Source organism: Mesorhizobium sp. M2D.F.Ca.ET.226.01.1.1 (assembly GCF_004022705.2).
Taxonomy (GTDB): domain Bacteria; phylum Pseudomonadota; class Alphaproteobacteria; order Rhizobiales; family Rhizobiaceae; genus Mesorhizobium.
Genome location: NZ_RZOY02000020.1, coordinates 14,752 through 33,240, shown reverse-complemented (window position 1 = coordinate 33,240; position 18,489 = coordinate 14,752). Strand labels below are relative to the sequence as shown.

At 64.8% G+C, this 18,489-nt stretch carries 14 protein-coding genes and 1 pseudogene; 13 read left to right on the top strand and 2 right to left on the bottom strand.

All coding sequences use genetic code 11. From position 1 onward, the window contains the following. Positions 1–100: 100 nt before the first annotated feature. The 6 genes from EN869_RS31180 (at position 101) to lepB (ending at position 6,182) form a co-directional block, all read left to right on the top strand. Positions 101–661: a F0F1 ATP synthase subunit delta gene (locus tag EN869_RS31180; RefSeq protein ID WP_127230445.1), complete on the top strand. Its 561-nt coding sequence runs from the start codon at positions 101–103 to the stop codon at positions 659–661. Continuing rightward, positions 661–2,190 (top strand): F0F1 ATP synthase subunit alpha, encoded by a 1,530-nt coding sequence (atpA, locus tag EN869_RS31175; RefSeq protein WP_040991590.1) that lies wholly within the window; start codon positions 661–663, stop codon positions 2,188–2,190. The genes EN869_RS31180 and atpA overlap by 1 nt, the downstream gene beginning before the upstream one ends. A gap of 33 nt (positions 2,191–2,223) precedes the next feature. Continuing rightward, on the top strand, positions 2,224–3,108 hold the full coding sequence (locus EN869_RS31170; RefSeq protein WP_127230446.1) for a F0F1 ATP synthase subunit gamma: 885 nt from the start codon (positions 2,224–2,226) through the stop codon (positions 3,106–3,108). Between the two features lie 67 nt (positions 3,109–3,175). Next, positions 3,176–4,759 (top strand): F0F1 ATP synthase subunit beta, encoded by a 1,584-nt coding sequence (gene atpD, locus EN869_RS31165; protein WP_167498748.1) that lies wholly within the window; start codon positions 3,176–3,178, stop codon positions 4,757–4,759. A gap of 99 nt (positions 4,760–4,858) precedes the next feature. Further along, positions 4,859–5,266, top strand: a complete 408-nt coding sequence (locus EN869_RS31160) for a F0F1 ATP synthase subunit epsilon (RefSeq protein WP_127230447.1) — start codon at positions 4,859–4,861, stop codon at positions 5,264–5,266. A gap of 208 nt (positions 5,267–5,474) precedes the next feature. After that, entirely contained in the window at positions 5,475–6,182 is a 708-nt protein-coding gene (gene lepB, locus EN869_RS31155) for a signal peptidase I (RefSeq protein WP_127230448.1), read from the top strand. Positions 6,183–6,292: 110 nt separating this feature from the next. Here lepB and EN869_RS31150 read toward each other — a convergent pair whose 3' ends face one another. Then, positions 6,293–7,795, bottom strand: a complete 1,503-nt coding sequence (locus tag EN869_RS31150) for a mannitol dehydrogenase family protein (protein WP_127230449.1) — start codon at positions 7,793–7,795, stop codon at positions 6,293–6,295. Between the two features lie 182 nt (positions 7,796–7,977). On the opposite strand from EN869_RS31150, the gene uxaC reads away from it, so the two are divergent. The 4 genes from uxaC (at position 7,978) to EN869_RS31130 (ending at position 12,229) form a co-directional block, all read left to right on the top strand. Further along, complete coding sequence (gene uxaC / locus EN869_RS31145) at positions 7,978–9,387, top strand: glucuronate isomerase (RefSeq protein ID WP_127230450.1); 1,410 nt, start codon at positions 7,978–7,980, stop codon at positions 9,385–9,387. A gap of 58 nt (positions 9,388–9,445) precedes the next feature. After that, positions 9,446–10,213 carry a 2-dehydro-3-deoxy-D-gluconate 5-dehydrogenase KduD gene (gene kduD, locus EN869_RS31140; protein ID WP_127230451.1) on the top strand — a complete coding sequence of 256 codons (768 nt, stop codon included), beginning with the start codon at positions 9,446–9,448 and terminating at the stop codon, positions 10,211–10,213. 325 nt (positions 10,214–10,538) lie between these two features. After that, a complete protein-coding gene (locus EN869_RS35300) occupies positions 10,539–10,970 on the top strand; it encodes a sulfotransferase (protein WP_245489653.1) in 432 nt (143 codons plus the stop codon). A gap of 281 nt (positions 10,971–11,251) precedes the next feature. Beyond that, positions 11,252–12,229: a hypothetical protein gene (locus EN869_RS31130; protein ID WP_189341283.1), complete on the top strand. Its 978-nt coding sequence runs from the start codon at positions 11,252–11,254 to the stop codon at positions 12,227–12,229. Between the two features lie 9 nt (positions 12,230–12,238). Here EN869_RS31130 and EN869_RS31125 read toward each other — a convergent pair whose 3' ends face one another. After that, positions 12,239–12,865, bottom strand: coding sequence for a LysE family translocator (locus EN869_RS31125; protein ID WP_127230452.1), 627 nt, complete (start codon positions 12,863–12,865; stop codon positions 12,239–12,241). A gap of 451 nt (positions 12,866–13,316) precedes the next feature. Between EN869_RS31125 and EN869_RS31120 the strand changes: the two genes are divergently transcribed. The 3 genes and pseudogenes from EN869_RS31120 (at position 13,317) to hutH (ending at position 18,486) form a co-directional block, all read left to right on the top strand. Continuing rightward, a complete protein-coding gene (locus tag EN869_RS31120; protein WP_127230453.1) occupies positions 13,317–14,960 on the top strand; it encodes a sulfotransferase in 1,644 nt (547 codons plus the stop codon). Beyond that, a pseudogene (recQ, locus tag EN869_RS31115) lies at positions 14,960–16,790 on the top strand (DNA helicase RecQ). Before EN869_RS31120 ends, recQ begins: the two are co-directional and overlap by 1 nt. A 208-nt stretch (positions 16,791–16,998) precedes the next feature. Next, positions 16,999–18,486, top strand: a complete 1,488-nt coding sequence (gene hutH, locus EN869_RS31110) for a histidine ammonia-lyase (RefSeq protein ID WP_127230454.1) — start codon at positions 16,999–17,001, stop codon at positions 18,484–18,486. Positions 18,487–18,489 lie beyond the last annotated feature (3 nt).

Here is an 18,489-nt window from a genome sequence, read left to right as displayed (position 1 = left end):
GCCTCCGTGCTTGGAAAAATGCAGTAAGGTCAAAGATTTAGCCAGAGTTTTTGCTCGCGCCAACAATCTGCGGCCTGTCAGACAAGAGAAAAGACGGTCCGTGGCCCAATCGTCCTCGCCAATCTCAGCTGTCGCAGAACGCTACGCAGGCTCACTGTTCGAGCTTGCTCTGCAGGAAAATTCAGTCGCCAAGGTCGAGGCCGACCTCGCCAGCTTCGAGGCGATGCTCAAGGACAGCGGCGACCTTTCGCGGCTGATCAACAGCCCGGTGTTTTCCAGCGAGGACCAGGCAAAGGCCATCGCCGCCATCGCCGACAAGGCAGGCATTACCGGCCTGGTCGGCAATTTCCTGCGCGTCGTCGCCAGGAACCGCCGCCTGTTCGCGGTGCCCGGCATGATCAAGGCATTCCGCCGGATCGCCGCCGATCATCGCGGCGAGGCGTCCGCCGAGGTCACCTCGGCGCATGCGCTGACGGCCGCGCAGCAGACTGAACTGAAGGCGACGCTGAAGAGCATCGCCGGCAAGGACGTGGCCATCGCCATGACTATCGATCCGTCGCTGCTCGGCGGGCTGGTCGTCAAGATGGGCTCGCGCCAGATCGATACGTCGCTCAAAACCAAACTCAATTCGCTCAAGCTTGCACTGAAAGAGGTCGGCTGATGGACATCCGCGCCGCGGAAATTTCCGCAATTCTGAAAGACCAGATCAAGAATTTCGGCAAGGAGGCCGAGGTCTCCGAAGTCGGTCAGGTTCTGTCCGTCGGTGACGGCATCGCCCGCGTCTACGGCCTCGACAATGTCCAGGCCGGCGAGATGGTCGAATTCCCGGGCGGCATCCGCGGCATGGCGCTGAACCTCGAAGCCGACAATGTCGGCGTCGTCATCTTCGGCAACGACCGCGACATCAAGGAAGGCGACACCGTCAAGCGCACCGGCGCCATCGTCGACGTTCCGGTCGGCCCGGGCCTGCTCGGCCGCGTGGTCGACGCGCTCGGCAATCCGATCGACGGCAAGGGCCCGATCAAGGCCACCGAACGCAAGCGCGTCGACGTCAAGGCGCCCGGCATCATTCCGCGCAAGTCGGTGCATGAGCCGATGTCGACTGGCCTCAAGGCTATCGACGCGCTGATCCCTGTCGGCCGCGGCCAGCGCGAGCTGGTCATCGGCGACCGCCAGACCGGCAAGACCGCCATCATCCTCGACACGATGCTGAACCAGAAGTCGGTGCACGACAACGGCCCGGAGAAGGAAAAGCTCTACTGTGTCTACGTCGCCGTCGGCCAGAAGCGCTCGACCGTCGCGCAGTTCGTGAAGGTGCTGGAAGAGCGCGGCGCGCTCGACTACTCCATCATCATCGCCGCCACCGCGTCCGATCCGGCGCCGATGCAGTTCCTGGCGCCGTTCGCCGGCTGCACCATGGGCGAGTATTTCCGCGACAACGGCATGCATGCGCTGATCAGCTATGACGATCTGTCGAAGCAGGCCGTCGCCTATCGCCAGATGTCGCTGCTGCTGCGTCGCCCGCCGGGCCGCGAAGCCTATCCGGGCGACGTCTTCTATCTGCACTCGCGCCTGCTCGAGCGCGCCGCCAAGCTCAACGACGATAACGGCGCCGGTTCGCTGACCGCGCTGCCGGTCATCGAGACGCAGGCCAACGACGTGTCGGCCTACATCCCGACCAACGTGATCTCGATCACCGACGGCCAGATATTCCTCGAGACCAACCTGTTCTTCCAGGGTATTCGTCCGGCGGTGAATGTTGGCCTGTCGGTGTCGCGCGTCGGCTCGTCGGCGCAGATCAAGGCGATGAAGCAGGTCGCAGGCTCGATCAAGGGCGAGCTCGCGCAGTACCGCGAAATGGCGGCCTTCGCGCAGTTCGGCTCCGACCTCGACGCCGCCACGCAGCGCTTGCTGAACCGCGGTTCCCGCCTGACGGAGCTGCTCAAGCAGCCGCAGTTCTCGCCGCTCAAGACGGAAGAGCAGGTCGCGGTGATCTTCGCCGGCGTCAACGGCTATCTCGACAAGCTGCCGCTCAATCAGGTTGGCAAGTTCGAGCATGGCCTGCTCAGCCACATGCGCTCGGCCGGCAAGGACGTGCTCGACGGCATCCGTAAGGAGAAGGCGCTGTCGGACGATCTGCGCGCCAAGCTGAAGGCGGAAATCGACGCCTTCGCCAAGACCTTCGCTTGAACGAAGCCGGACGCACGGGATCAGGTTTGAAGCATGGCTTCGTTAAAAGACCTTCGTAACCGCATCGCCTCGGTCAAGGCGACGCAGAAGATCACCAAGGCGATGCAGATGGTCGCCGCGGCGAAGCTGCGTCGCGCGCAGGAGGCGGCGGAAGCAGCTAGACCCTATTCCGAGCGCATGGGCGCGGTTCTGGGCAACATCACGCAGGCGATCGGCGGCGGCGGCGATGCCCCGGCGCTGATGACCGGCACCGGCAGGGACGACGTGCATCTGCTCATCGTCTGCACGGCCGAGCGTGGCCTATGCGGCGGCTTCAACTCGCAGATCGCGCGCCTCGCCCGCGACCATATCCGCAGGCTTCTGGCCGACGGCAAGCAGGTCAAGATCATCTGCGTCGGCAAGAAGGGTTTTGATATCCTGCGCCGCGACTACGGCTCACTGATTCTCGAGCGTGTCGACCTGCGCGAGGTCAAGACGCTCGGCTTCGTCAATGCCGATGCGATCGCGCGCAAGGTCATCCACCTCTTCAACGAGGGCGGCTTCGACATCTGCACGCTGTTCTACTCGCAGTTCAGGTCGGTGATCAGCCAGATCCCGACGGCGCAGCAGATCATCCCGGCGGCGCAGGCCTCGGCCGCCGCCGATACCGGCAACGGCGCCACCGCGGTCTACGAATACGAGCCGGAGCCGGGTGAGATCCTCGCCGACCTCATCCCGCGCAACATCGCGGTGCAGATCTTCCGGGCGCTGTTGGAAAACGCGGCCGGCGAGATGGGCGCCAAGATGAGCGCGATGGACAATGCGACGCGCAACGCCGGCGACATGATCAACAGGCTGTCGATCACCTATAACCGCCAGCGGCAGGCGCAGATCACCAAGGAACTGATCGAAATCATTTCGGGCGCCGAGGCGCTCTAGGCGCGCGCGTCGGGACAATGTCCCAGCGGGCAGCGTGAACAACGGATAGACGAAAAGGGCAAAGACGATGGCGAAAGCAGCTACCCCGAAGACCGCCGCCAAGGACGCGGCAAAGGCCCCGGCAGCCGCCGCGAAGGCCGCTCCGGCGAAAAAGGCGGCCGCTCCGGCCAAGGCTGTGGCTCCGGCCAAGGCGGCAACCACCGCGAAGGCGGCAAGCGTCGCGGCCAAGCGCGTCGGCGCCGCCGGCAAGGTCCGCCAGGTCATCGGCGCCGTCGTCGACGTGCAGTTCGAAGATCACTTGCCGGCCATTCTGAATGCGCTGGAAACCGACAATGTCGGCAACCGCCTGGTGCTCGAGGTCGCCCAGCATCTCGGCGAGAACACCGTACGCTGCATCGCCATGGACTCGACCGAAGGCCTGGTCCGCGGCCAGGACGTCTTTGACACCGGCGCGCCGATCTCGGTGCCGGTCGGCCCGGGCATGCTCGGCCGCATCATCAACGTCATCGGCGAGCCGGTCGACGAGGAGGGCCCGGTCGACGGCATCGAGTTCCGCGCCATCCACCAGCCGGCTCCGGCCTATGTCGATCAGTCGACGGAAGCGCAGATCCTGGTCACCGGCATCAAGGTTCTCGACCTCTTGGCGCCTTACGCCCGCGGCGGCAAGATCGGCCTGTTCGGCGGCGCCGGCGTCGGCAAGACCGTGCTGATCCAGGAACTGATCAACAACGTCGCCAAGGCCCACGGCGGCTTCTCGGTGTTCGCCGGCGTCGGCGAGCGCACCCGCGAAGGCAACGACCTCTATCACGAGTTCATCGAATCGGGCGTCAACAAGAAGGGCGGCGGCCAGGGTTCGAAGGCAGCGCTCGTGTACGGCCAGATGAACGAACCGCCGGGCGCGCGCGCCCGCGTCGGCCTGACCGGCCTGACCGTCGCCGAATACTTCCGCGACCAGGGCCAGGACGTGCTTTTCTTCGTCGACAACATCTTCCGCTTCACCCAGGCGGGCTCGGAAGTGTCGGCGCTGCTCGGCCGTATTCCTTCCGCCGTGGGCTACCAGCCGACGCTGGCCACCGACATGGGCGCGCTGCAGGAACGCATCACGACGACGACCAAGGGCTCGATCACCTCGGTGCAGGCGATCTACGTTCCGGCCGACGACTTGACCGACCCGGCGCCGGCGACTTCGTTCGCCCACCTCGACGCCACCACCGTGCTCAACCGCGCTATCTCGGAAAAGGGCATCTACCCGGCCGTCGATCCGCTGGATTCCACCTCGCGCATGCTCGACCCGATGGTCGTCGGCGAGGAGCACTACCAGGTCGCTCGTCAGGTGCAGTCGATCCTCCAGCGCTACAAGTCGCTGCAGGACATCATCGCCATCCTTGGCATGGACGAGCTGTCGGAAGAGGACAAGCAGACGGTTGCCCGCGCCCGCAAGATCGAGCGCTTCCTGTCGCAGCCGTTCTTCGTCGCCGAAGTGTTCACCGGCTCGCCGGGCAAGCTGGTCGACCTCGCCGACACCATCAAGGGCTTCAAGGGCCTCTGCGCCGGCGACTACGACCACCTGCCGGAAGCCGCCTTCTACATGGTCGGCGGCATCGACGAAGCGGTCGAGAAGGCGCAGCGCCTCGCGGCTGAAGCGGCGTAACGAAGCGAATAGCGAATAGGGAGTAGCGAATAGGGATCAGTGGGCCGGCCGAGTTTTTTCACTACTCGCTACTCGCTATTCCCTACTCGCTAGATTGGCATGGCTGAAGCTTTCAAGTTCGAACTGGTCTCGCCGGAGCGGCTGCTCGTCTCCGAGCAGGTCGAATCGGTCGTCATTCCGGGCGCCGAAGGCGAGATGACCGTGATGGCGCAGCACGCTCCGGTCATGACCACCATCAAGCCCGGCGTCGTCACGGTGAAGGCCGCGGGCGGCAAGGAAGACCGCTATGTCGTGTTCGGCGGTTTCGCCGACATCCTGCCGTCCGGCTGCACGCTGCTTGCCGAATCGGCCGTGCATGTGAACGACATCGATCGCGCCGACCTTGCCCGCCGCATTCAGGACGCCAAGGAAGACGCCGCCGACGCCAAGGACGACGTGACGCGCAGCCGCGCCGAGCAATTCCTCAGCCAGCTCACCACGCTGGAAGGCGCCCTGCTGCCGGCCTGATCGCGACCGTCCGCAATCTGGATTGAAAGAGCGGGGCTTGCCCCGCTTTTTTGTTGCCAGCATTCCTCGTGTGCGAGACAGTCCGGCCGCAAGAGCGTTTCACCGTTTCATGGAACGGCGAACCGCTCTATCTCTTTGGTTTTGCGCAGTTCTGGACGAAAACCGATCACATTTTTCCTGAAATTGCGCTGTTGCGTGGGGGGAACCGATGGCGGAAGAGACAGCTGCAAGCGGGAACAGGTGGTATTCGCACGGCGGCGTGCTGGTGTCCCTGGCAGTCGCCACCTTGCTGCTGGCCTTGCTGTCGATCCGCACGTTTCTGCTTCAGCCGTTTTCGATTCCGTCCGGCAGCATGACGCCGACATTGCAGAATGGGGACTACTTGTTCGTCTCCAAAATGGCATACGGCTACAGCCGCTACAGCACTCCGTTCAACCTGCTGCCGATAGAAGGTCGCATCTTCGGCGCCGAGCCCAAGCGAGGGGATGTGGCGGTGTTCAAATTCCCGCCCGATCCCAGCATCGACTACATCCAGCGGATTGTCGGCCTTCCGGGTGAGAAGATCCAGATGATCGACGGCGTGCTACACATCAACGACGTGGCCGTCGGCCTCGAAGACGCCGGAACCTTCGCCTACGAGGAATCCTCTACGCCGGCTAAGCTTCAACGCGAGACGCTGCCGGGCGGCGTTGTCCATTTCGTGCTCGACCTGACAGACAATTCCATTGGCGACGACACGCGCGCCTGGGTCGTGCCGTCCGGTCATTATTTCGTCATGGGCGACAATCGGGACAATTCCTCGGATAGCCGGTTCAGTGTGGGTTTCGTGCCTTACGAAAATCTCGTTGGCAAAGCAGCGCGGCTGTTCTGGAACTCGAGAGGTCTCGACTACGCCTCGCGCGCGATCGTGAAATAGACCGCCGGCCGGACATATGCCGCCATCGGCGGCGCGGCTTTCTGGAATGCGAACGGGTCCACTATGTCGCTCGCCAGGTCGTGAACGGTCGGTAAGTCGATGTCGAGCCGCTAAACGTCTCTTTCACTCTCGCCGTCGATACCGAGTTCAGCAAACGCAAGCGCGGGGCCGCCTTGCTCGAAATGGACGAGGTGAGTGGCGACGAACTCGATCAGCCGCTCCCGTTCCCGATGACCCTTGGCAAAGCCGGCGAGGTCGAACACGGCCGCAGTCGTCTCTGCCGTCGGCAGGTTGCGGCCGAACAGGTCGCCGAGGGCGGCATCGAGCGGATCGGTGAAGTGGGCCTCGGGCAAGGTCCTGCCGCGCGCGGCGCATGCCGCGATCCAGGCGGCGACGACCAGCGACAGATGTTCCGGCAGCAGTCCCGCCTCCAACCTCGCAAGGGCGGAGGCGACGATGCGTTGCGGCAGCTTCTGGCTGCCGTCATTGGCGATCTGCGCGGTACGGTGGGCGAGCGCGGTGTTCGAAAACCGATCGGCGAGCTCGGCCGTGTAGGCGCTTGTGTCGAGCCCGGCGTCCTGCGGCAGCGTCGGGATGGCCTCGGCCCAAAGCCGGTCCACGAACCGCCGGATCGAAGGATCGGCAAAGGCGCGGTCGACGGTGGCGTGGCCGCTGAGCAAGCCAAGATAGGCGATGCCCGAATGCGCGCCGTTGAGCAGCCTCAGCTTCATGTCCTCGAAAGGGCCGACGTTCTCGACCATGGTGACGCCGAATTTCTCCCAGGCCGGCCGGCCGGTCGGGAAGCGGTCCTCGATCACCCATTGCCGGAACGGCTCGGTCATCACCGGCCAGGCGTCATCGACGCCGATTTGTTGCGCAATGCGCGCCCGGTCGGCATCCGTCGTCGCCGGCACGATGCGGTCGACCATGGAGGACGGGAAGGCGACGTCGTCGGTGACATGGCTGGCCAATGCCAGGCCGGCGCCATCATCAGCGTCCCGCAGCTGCGCAAACTCGATCAGCAGCCGGTGCAGCGTGGCGCCGTTGGCCGGCAGGTTGTCGCAGCAGAGCGCGGTGAAAGGCGGCGTGCCGGCAGTGCGGCGGCGCGCAAGCGCCTCGGCGAGAAATCCATGCGCCGTCTTCGGCGATCCAGGATTGGCGAGGTCGTGCACGATATCGGGATGCGTGCTGTCGAGACTGCCGTCGGCTGCCCTCAGATAGGCCTTTTCGGTGATGGTCAGCGTGACGATGCGGATGCGCGGATCGGTCAGCGCGGCGAGCACCGCGCCTGGATCTTCCGGGGCCACGAGCAAGGACTGGATCGAGCCGATTACCTGCAACTGTTCGCCGGCGCCGTCCCTGATCGCCAGCGTGTAGAGCCCGTCCTGCGGCTTGAGCGCGTCGCGCGTGTCGGGGCTGCGCAGCGAGACGCCGACGATGCCCCAATCGCTCTCGCCATCCGCCAGGCAGGCATCGACATATGCCGCCTGATGGGCGCGGTGGAAGGCGCCGACGCCAAGATGGACGATGCCGGGGGTGACGGCGCTGCGGTCATAGCGCGGGATCGCCGCCGGCACATTCGCAATCGTGTTGTTCGACAGGCGCTTCGTCATCGAATGTGAAGTCTCCAATCGCTTGCGGCTGAGCCGGCCGGGATGACGGCAAAGATGGACGGCGGCGTAGCACTCGCCGCGGCCGCCGACAATGGCCACGGGGCGCGCAAGGGCGCAGCTTTTCGTGTGTTGACAGCATTTCTCCCGGACCCTACCGGTGAGGCGCCGGAGGAGGGATCGACGTGACCGCATTGACCGATCCGGATCTGCTGTTCGCCGCCGAGGGGCGCCAGCTTTCGCTCGCACGCGCGCTTTACGCCTCGGTCCGGGACCTGCCGATCGTCAGCCCGCACGGCCATACCGACCCGCGCTGGTATGCGCTCAACGAGCCGTTTCCGGACCCTGCGCAACTGCTCATCGTGCCGGACCATTACATCTTCCGCATGCTGTCCAGCCAAGGCGTGCGGCTGGAAGAGCTCGGCGTGCCGACGCGCGACGGTTCGCCGGTCGAAACCGACAGCCGCGCGATCTGGCGGCGCTTCGCCGAGCATTATTATCTCTTCCGCGGCACGCCGACTCGGCTCTGGCTCGACCATGTGCTCGAGCATCTGTTCGGCATCGAGGAGTCGCTCACAGCAGCCAGCGCCGACCGCACCTACGATAGGATCATTACGCTGCTGCAACGCGAAGACTATCGTCCGCGCGCGCTGTTCGAGCGCTTCAACATCGAGGTGATCGCCACGACTGAGGGCGCGCTCGACGACCTCAAATGGCACCGGATGATCCGCGACAGCGGCTGGAGCGGCCGCGTCGTCACTGCTTACCGGCCGGATGCCGTGATCGATCCCGATTTCGAAGGGTTTGCGGCCAATCTTGATCGGCTCGGCGAGATCACCGGCTGCGACACCGGCAGCTGGGCCGGCTATCTCGATGCGCATCGAAATCGCCGCGCTTTTTTCAAGGAGTACGGCGCGACGTCTTCCGATCATGGTCATCCGACCGCCGAGACCGCCAATCTTTCCGACGCGGCGACTGAAGAACTCTTCAGCCGTATCCGCCGCGGTTCCGACGATGAGCGCGAGCGGCGGCTGTTCAGGGCGCAGATGCTCACCGAAATGGCCAAGATGAGCCGCGACGACGGGTTGGTGATGCAGATCCATCCGGGTTCCTGGCGCAATCATTCCCCGGCGGTTTTCCAAAGATTCGGCCGCGACAAGGGCTTCGACATACCGACCCGCACCGATTACGCGACGGCGCTGAAGCCGCTGCTTGACTGCGTCGGGCTGGAGCGCGACCTTACCGTCATTCTCTTCACGCTGGACGAGACGAGCTACTCGCGCGAGCTGGCGCCGCTCGCCGGCGTTTATCCGGCGCTGAAGCTCGGACCGGCCTGGTGGTTCCATGACAGTCCGGAGGGCATGCGTCGCTTCCGCGAGATGACCACTGAGACGGCCGGCTTCTACAACACCGTCGGCTTCAACGACGACACGCGGGCCTTTCCGTCGATCCCGGCCAGGCACGAGGTTGCCCGCCGCGTCGACTGCGCCTTCCTGGCGCGGCTGGTGGCCGAGCATCGGCTGCGCGAGGACGAGGCGCATGAGCTGGCCGGGGAATTGGCCTATACACTTGCCAAGAAGGCATATCGCCTGTGACGGGGAGCCACGGAACGACCAATCCTTCGAGCAGCGCCAAGCGAAAGGCATGACGAGCGTGAGCGATCTTTCCTCCTTCAGCCTCACGGGCAAGCGCATCCTCGTCACCGGCGCCAACACCGGCATCGGACAAGGCATCGCCGTGTCGGTCGCGCGCGCGGGCGGCCTGGTCGTCGGCGTCGGCCGCTCGGCAATGGACGACACGGCCGGCAAGGTCGCGGCCGTGGGCGGCAGTTTCGAAGCGGCGAAGGCCGATCTCGGCGATCCGGCCGAGGGCGCCGCGATGCTCGACCGGGTCTGGGACGAGAGCGGCCCGCTTGACGGGCTGGTCAACAATGCCGGCATCATCCGGCGCGCCGACGCGGTCGACCTGAGCGAGGCCGATTGGGACGATGTGATGGACGTCAACCTGAAGACGGTCTTTCGGCTCTGCCAGGGTTTTGCGAGGCGCGTGCTTGCCGAACCGGGCCGGCGCGGCAAGATCGTCAACATCGCCTCGGTGCTGAGTTTCCAGGGCGGCATCCGCGTCGCCTCCTACACAGCCTCGAAGCACGGGGTGCTCGGCCTCTCAAGGCTGCTCGCCTGCGAGTGGGCGGCGAAAGGCATCAACGTCAACGGCATCGCGCCGGGCTATATCGAGACCAACAACACCGAGGCGCTGCGCGCCGATCCCGAGCGAAGCGCCGGCATCCTGGGGCGCATCCCCGCCGGACGCTGGGGGGGGGCCGACGACATCGGCGACGCGGCCGTGTTCCTGCTGGCGAGGGCGTCGGACTATATGCACGGCGCGGTGGTGCCGGTCGATGGCGGCTGGCTGGCGCGGTAATTTGTTTCCCGTCCGTTCAAAATTGCGCAAAAAACAAAGATTCTGGGTGGCTACTCAAAACGAAAAGCCCGCGCCGTGAAGCGCGGGCTTGTTGCCTGGGCGCCTGTGGCGCCGCCGCGGTACTCGAAACATCGCCGCAGGAGGGCAACCGTGCCGCAACAGGGTGAAGATTGGCTTAACGAAGAAGACTGGAATTCTGCCGGCATATCGGCCAAAGAGACAGCGGATCGGAGATGATCATTCGACCTCGCATGCCGGTGCCGGCGGCGGAACATAGCCGGCGGGAGTGTCGGGAATGGACCTTGCACGCAAGTCAGAGGCGCTTTTGCGCGAGGCCGCCAGGCGACCGATCAGGGAGATCCGGCGACTGGCGCTGGACTTGAAGCGGCTGTGGCGGCTTTGGGTAAAATCGGACACGGCGCGCTACAACAAGATATTCATCGCCGGCTGCGCGCGCAGCGGAACGACGCTTACGCAGCGCCTGATGGCATGTTTCGAAGACACTTTCGTTCATCGAGCCGAAGCGAGATATGTCCAGCTGGACATGCTGGACCGCCCGGAAGCCAACCTTGTGGTCAAGCGCTCCGAGCGGAGTCATGCGCATCTGGCGAGATTGCCGCGCGCGATAGGCCTGATCTATTGCGTCCGCCACCCTTTCGACGTGCTCACAAGTTCACACCCCAAAGCATGGCAGAGCGCCGGTTCCATGTCACGCCCGAACGCTGGCTGGCGGAATATGACGCTTTGCTGCGGTTGAGGAAGGCACAGCCTCGCCGTGCGATCGTCTATGCCCGTTATGAAGACATGATAGCCCGACCAGATGCGGTGCAGGAACAGATCGCGCGGGCATTCGACCTACAAATCGCGTATCCGCTTCAGCGAGGATCCAAGCAATCCCATACGCGCGACCTCCCTGAAGAAATGGGAACGGAACGAAGAGTTCCGAACCTATCTGCGCACGCTGCCGCCAATATTTCGCGCACGCCTCAAAGGGTTCTGCGACGAGTTCGGCTATGACATGCCGGACTGGGCCCGCGGATGACGCCGGCATTTGGCCTTTTGGCCAGACGGCATGGGCCTTTGATCACGCCCGGCATGCTGCCTGGCGATGACGGCGCCAACATAAACGGGCCATCGCTGGTCAGGATGCCCGATTGGGCGAAGGGTCGGCTCGGGGCCTACCATCTCTATTTCGCGCATCACAACGGCACCTACATCCGGCTTGCCTATTCCGATGCGATAGAGGGTCCCTGGCGGATCCATCCAGGTGGCGCGCTTTCGCTCGCCGAGTGTCCGTCCGTCACGGGGCATATTGCGTCTCCCGACGTGCATGTCGATGCGCAAAACCAGCGGATCGTCATGTATTTCCACGGTCCGGCCTCGAACGGCCAGGGGCAGACGACCTTTGCGGCCACGTCCGCCGACGGTCTGCGTTTCACACCCAATCCCGAACCGCTTGGACCATTTTACGCGCGGATGTTTCGGCATGATGGCTGGTGGTATGGGCTCTTCGGCACGGCCAACGTGCAGCTTCGCCGGTCAAGCGACGGTCTTTCCGGGTTCGAGAAGGGACCGGTCGTGCTGCCCGGCTCATGGCGGGTCCGGCCCAGGCATGTCGCGGTGCAGAAAGACGGCAACTCACTGATCGTCTACTACACACGCAAGGGCGACGCGCCCGAACGTGTGCTTTACGGCGCTATCGATCTCTCCGACGATTGGCTGCGCTGGACGGTACGCGGCAGGACCGAGCTGCTTAGGCCCGGCACCGATTTCGAGGGCGCTGGCCTGCCCCTCAGGCGCAGTCGGATGGGCGCCGCAAAGGGCAGGGAGAATGCCCTGCGCGATCCAGCCATTTTCGGGGAAGATGGGCGGATCTGGCTGCTTTATGCCGTCGCCGGCGAAAGCGGTATAGCGCTGGCCGAACTCTGCCGGGCTGAACCGAGGACGACGGGCCTGCGGAAGTTAATCGCGGTGCTGAGGCGCCGGGTCGGAGGCAACGCGACCTTGCTGGCGTAAGCCGCTCACTCAACGCTGCTGCAGCGCTAGCCGCACGCCGAGCGCGCAATAGATGCCGCCGACCACCTTGCCCTGCCATTTCAGCACCGCCGGATTGCGGCGCAGGAAGGAGCCCAGGCCGCCCGCGCTGACGGCAAAGACGATCGTGCTGAACAGCCCGAGCAGGACAAAGATGATGCCGAGCATCATCAGCTGCAGCACGACGTAACCGCCTTGCGGGTGCACGAATTGCGGCAGGAAGGCGAGGAAGAACAAAGCGGTCTTGGGATTCAGCACTTCGGTCAGGATTGCCTGCCGGAAGGCTTTTCCGGCCGAGATCGGTAGCGTCCTGCCAGCCAGATCGGCCGGCGCCTTCTCGAGGATGGCGCGGATGCCGAGGTAAACGAGATAGGCCGCGCCGATATATTTGATGACGCTGAACAGCATTGCCGAGGCGGCGATGATGGCCGAGATGCCGACAATGGCCATGATGGTGTGGATCACATCGCCCGCGGCGACACCGGCGCCGGTGGCAATGCCGACCTTGGTGCCCGAGCTCGTCGCCCGCGCCACGGTGAGCAGCGTCGCCGGGCCCGGGATGAAGACGAAGCCGAGCACCACCGCGATGTAGGTGAGAAGCGTGGCGGGTTCGATCATGCGAAGGCTCCTTGCGTCTGCCGCAGCCTTCGGCGGAAGGCTTGGCCTAGATAGCACCGTACAATGCCCCAGTGGAACTCTGACCGGCGGCGATGTCGGCGGGCCGCGGCCCGAAGCGAAATGACGCACCTGTTAGGCTTCGATAATTTTCGTCACGAGCGTCCACACTTCGCCTGCAAGGTGTCTGTTCGGGATGGACCGGCATTGGCTTTGACCTTCCGTTTCGACACGTGTCGTTGTATCGACACGGCAAGACCGAACGATGCCAGACCGGCAATCAGCCCAAGGCTCCTGTCGCGCGCGGCGCACGCCCGGTCGATCCTTAAAGGGGGACTGGCTTGGAAGAGCAAGCGACGCGTGAGACCCGGCGAAACCGCGTTGGAACGTGCAGGCTCCATAACGGGCGGGCTTGTCGTCGGATCGCAGCTGCCGGACGGAGGCAGCCCGCCGCATGATCTCGCCACCCATCCTTACCGCAACGCGGCATGGACTTATCGTGACGCCGGACATGTTGCCGGGCCGCGACGGAATCAACATAAACGGGCCGTCGCTAATCCGCATGCCCGACTGGGCGTCGGGGCGGCTAGGCGCTTACCATCTCTATTTCGCTGACCATGGCGGCTCCTATATTCGCCTCGCCTACGCGGAATCGATCGAAGGTCCGTGGCACATCCACCCTGGCGGTGTGCTGTCCCTCGATCAATGTCCGTTCATCAAGGAGCACATCGCGTCTCCCGACGTTCATGTCGATCAGCGGTATCATCGCTTCTTCATGTATTTTCATGGGCCAGCAGAAAGCGGGCAAGGCCAGATGACCTTTGCGTCGACGTCCGCTGACGGCCTTCATTTCAATCCGCTACCCGAGCCGCTTGGGCCTTCCTATGCGCGCTTCTTTCACCATGACCAGTGGTGGTACGGTTTTCTGGGGACGAGCACCGTCACCGTCTTCCGTTCCGGGACCGGCATCTCCGATTTCGAACAAGGCCCGGTTATCCTGCCTCCCGTAAAGGGCCGTCCGACCCCACGGCATCTGGCACTGCAGAAATCCGGCCGCTGGCTGCGGGTCTATTACACGCGCCGGGGCGACGCGCCGGAGCGCATCCTTCACGGCACGATCGATCTCGCCGAGGACTGGCGAAACTGGACGGTGCAGGGCGAGACCGAACTGCTGCGCCCGCAGACGAACTTCGAAGGGGCGGATTTGCCGCTCCGTCCTAGCCGGGACGGGGCGGCCGAAGGCAAGGAAAACGCGTTGCGCGATCCCGCGATTTTCGAGGAGAATGGCCGCACCTGGCTTCTCTATGCCGTCGCTGGAGAGAGCGGCATCGCCTTGGCCGAGATTACGTCGAAGGACATCCCTGCCAGAGCTGCCCTAACGCCGGTTACCACTCTGCGCCGCGGCGCAAGGCGATTTTTCTGGCGCCTCCGCAAGGCCGCGCGCCGGCTGCCCTCGGCTATGACATTTCGCAAACGAATCTTCATCGCGGGCTGTGCCCGCAGCGGAACCACGCTCAGCCGTCGTTTGATGGGGTGTTTCGACGATACCTATGTCCATGCACACGAAGCGCCCTATCAGGCGCTACTGGAACTGGATCGCCCCCAATTCAATCTGGTCGTCAAACGCACCCATGACAGCCATAAGGACATCGAGCATTTGCCTGCCTCGGTCGGGTTGATCTATTGCGTTAGGCATCCATTCGACGTGCTCACCAGCTCGCATCCGGAGACGGTGAACGAGCGGCGTTTTCATGTAACGACCGAACGCTGGGAGGCGGAGTATGACGGATTGATGCGGCTCAGGCAGGCTCAGCCCGAAAGAGCCGTTTTCTATCTGCGCTATGAAGAGCTGATCGCCGAACCGGATATCGTCCAGGGAAGGATCGCTCGATCATTCGACCTTTCACCGGTCACCCTGTACAGCCGGGATGCGGACAATCCGATACGGGCGACGTCGCTGAGAAAATGGGAGCGCAATGAAGAATTCCGGACCTACCTGCATGGCCTGCCGGCAGCGTTCCTCGCCCGCGTGGAAAGCTTCTGCCGCGAATTCGGCTACGATGTGCCGGACCGCAAGTTGACCACGGAAGCGCGGTGATGCCCGCACAGGCAGCCAGCCTGCGGGCCGAGGACCATCAGCGTCGCGTCCTCAAGGACGTCTTCGGCTACGACGATTTTCGCCCCGGGCAGGCCGCCGTCATCGAGGCCCTGCTCGCCGGGCGCCATGTGCTGGCGGTGATGCCGACGGGTGCCGGCAAGTCGCTGTGCTATCAGGTTCCGGCGCTGGTCAAAGGCGGGCTCACCATCGTGGTGTCGCCGCTGGTGGCGCTGATGCAGGACCAGGTCGCCGGCTTGCGGCTTGCCGGTGTCGCCGCCGACACGATCAATTCCTCGCTCGACCGCGAGGCCAATGTCGCGGCCTGGCGCCGCGTGGCGTCCGGGCAGACGCGGCTGCTCTATCTGGCGCCGGAGCGGCTGATGACGGAGCGGATGCTCGAAGCGCTGTCGCGGCTCGATGTCGGCCTGATCGCCATCGACGAGGCGCATTGCATCTCGCAATGGGGCCCGGCCTTCCGGCGCGAATATGAGGACCTGTCGCGGCTGCGCGGGTTGTTTCCGCGCGTGCCGATCATCGCGCTGACGGCGACGGCGGACGAGGCGACGCGCGCAGACATCGAAGCGCGGCTGTTCGCGGGACGCGCCGAAACCCTGGTGCTGGGCTTCGACCGGCCCAACATCAAGCTGGCGATTCAAACAAGACAGCAAGCGCCAGCTGCTGCGCTTCGTCGAGCGCCACCAGGGTAAAAGTGGCATCGTCTATTGCCTGTCGCGCCGCAAGACCGAGGAAATGGCCGCCTTCCTGGAGAGAAACGGCGTGCGGGCGCTCCCCTACCATGCCGGCATGAGCAAGGAGGCGCGGGAGGCGAATCAAAACGCTTTCATGAGCCTGTCCGGCGTCGTCATGGTGGCGACCATCGCCTTCGGCATGGGCATCGACAAGCCCGATGTCGCCTATGTCTTCCACACCGACCTGCCCGGCAGCCTTGAGGCGTACTATCAGGAGATCGGCCGCGCCGGGCGCGACGGCCGGTCGGCGGAAGCGCATATGCTCTACGGCGCCGGCGACATCCGCACGCGCCGCATGTTCATCGATGAAGAGGATACCTCGCCCGAACACAAAAGACGGGCGCATCGCCGGCTCGACACGCTGATCGGCTATTGCGAGACGGCGCAGTGCCGGCGCCAGGTGTTGCTCGGCTATTTCGGCGAGGAGGCGCAGCCCTGCGGCAATTGCGACAACTGCCTCGACCAGGCGCCGCGCGCCGACGGCTCCGCGGAAGCACGCATCATCCTTGCAGCCGTGGCGCAGAGCGGCGAGCGCTTCGGCTCCGCCCATGTCATCGACATCCTGCTTGGCCACGAGACGGAAAAGGTGCTGGCGAGAGGCCATCAGAAGCTCGCCAGCTTCAAGACCGGCATCTTGCACAGGAAGCCGGTCTGGCTGTCGCTGATCCGGCAACTTGTCGCTGGCGGCTTCCTGGTGCCCGATCCCGACGGCCATGGCGGTCTCGTCATCTCGGAAAGCGGCCGCGCGCTCGAGCGTGGCGAGGTGGCGTTCGAGTATCGTGTCGAGGGCCGGGACCGTCTCGCGCGGGGCAGGAAGCGCGCCGCGCAAGGCGCCGCTGCGGATGGCGAGGGTGTCGACGCTTCCCTGCTTTCGACGCTCAAGACGCTGCGGCTGCGGCTCGCCAAGGAACGCCAGGTGCCGGCCTATGTGGTGTTCTCCGACCGCACGCTGATCGATATGGCCGAGCGCCGCCCGCAAGACCTCGACGAGTTCGCCGAGGTGAATGGCGTGGGCGCGGCGAAGCTGAAGGAGTTCGGCGAGGTTTTCCTGAGCGCGATCGCCGCGCATCGCGCTGCCTAGATAGGTGCTGCCGCCGGAATTGCGCGACAGAGCCCCGAACGCCTGACGCTGATCGGGACAAGCCAAGCACACTAAAGTTTTCACTTTTGTCCCGCCGCGACGGCGAAAATCCGACAACGGCCGCGATCAAGAGGCTTTAGGTACGGCGCTGCCGCGACATAGGATCCGGCGCAAACTTTCGGCGGCTATCAGCCCGGGTAGGTTCGCAATGACGATAACCATCGACAATGCCGCAAGCTGGCGCGACATCGCGCGTGTCGGCGACGGCGAAAATCTGGCCTTGGCGCCGGCCGCCTGGGATCGCATCGCGCAAGCCAATCGCATCGTGGCAAGCCTCGTCGAGAAGGGCATTCGGGCCTATGGCGTGAACACAGGGGTCGGCGCGCTGGCAAGCCAGGTGGTGGCGCCGGCCCTGCAGGAGAAGCTGTCGCGCAACATCATCCTCAGCCACGCTTGCGGCGTCGGCGACCTGGTGCCGGAACGCAGTATCCGCGCCGTCATTGCCGCGCAGGTGGCGAATTTCGCGCATGGCCATTCGGGCGTGCGGCCGCAGATCGTGCGCAACCTGCTCACCTTCCTCGAGCGGGGCTGCGTTCCGGACGTTCCGTCGCGAGGATCGGCCGGATATCTCACGCATAACGCGCATATCGCGCTGGTGCTGATCGGCGAGGGCAGGGCGACGGTCGCCGGACGCAGGATGAGCGGCCGCGAGGCGCTGGCCGAGATCGGCCTGGAGCCGCTGGTGCTGGGCGCCAAGGAAGGCTTGAGTCTCGTCAACGGCACGGCCTGCGCGACCGGCCTCACCAGCATCGCGCTGGTTCGCGCCGAGCGTCTGCTGTCCTGGGCCGATGCGGCGGCAGCACTCACGCTGGAAGCAGCCGGCGGGCAAATGGCGGCCTTCGACGAAACCGTGCTGGCCATGCGACCGTCGCCTGGCATCGAGGCGGTCGGCGCCTCGTTGCGGCAACTACTCGACGGCAGCGGGCTGATCGAGGCTGCGCAGGGCAGCCGCACGCAGGACGCGCTCAGCCTTCGCGCCGTGCCGCATGTGCATGGCGCGGCTCGCGAGGTGCTGGAACGCTCGGCACTGCTGGTCGACCGTGAGCTCGCTTCGGTGACCGACAACCCGGCCGTGGCCGGCACGCCCGATGAGCCGAAAGTGTTTTCGCAGGCGCATCCGGTCGCCCCCGCGCTCGGGCAGACCGCCGACGGCTTGACGATCGCGCTGGCGCAGGTCGCGGCAATGAGCGAGCGCCGCATCGATCGCCTGGTCAATCCGCTTGTCAACAATCTGCCGGCGTTCCTCGCCGCCGAAGGCGGCTGCAATTCGGGCTTCATGATCGCCCAGTACACCGCCGCCTCGCTCAGCAACGTCAACCGGCGCCTCGCCGCGCCGGCGGCGACGGATGGCGGCGTCACTTCCGGCCTGCAGGAAGATTTCCTCGCCCATCCGACAGTGGCGGCCAACAAGCTTCTGGCCGTCATCGACAATGCGGAATACATCCTGGCGATCGAGCTCATGGCCGCCGCGCAGGCGCATGACTTCCTGTCCGGCAAGGCCGCGCGGGCACCCGGCACGGACGCCATCTACCGCGCCGTGCGCCGACGCATCCCGCACTACGGCGACGACCGCCCGCTGTCGTGGGACATGGAAATGCTGCGGGACTTTATCCGCGGGGCGGATGTGGTGGGGTGAATT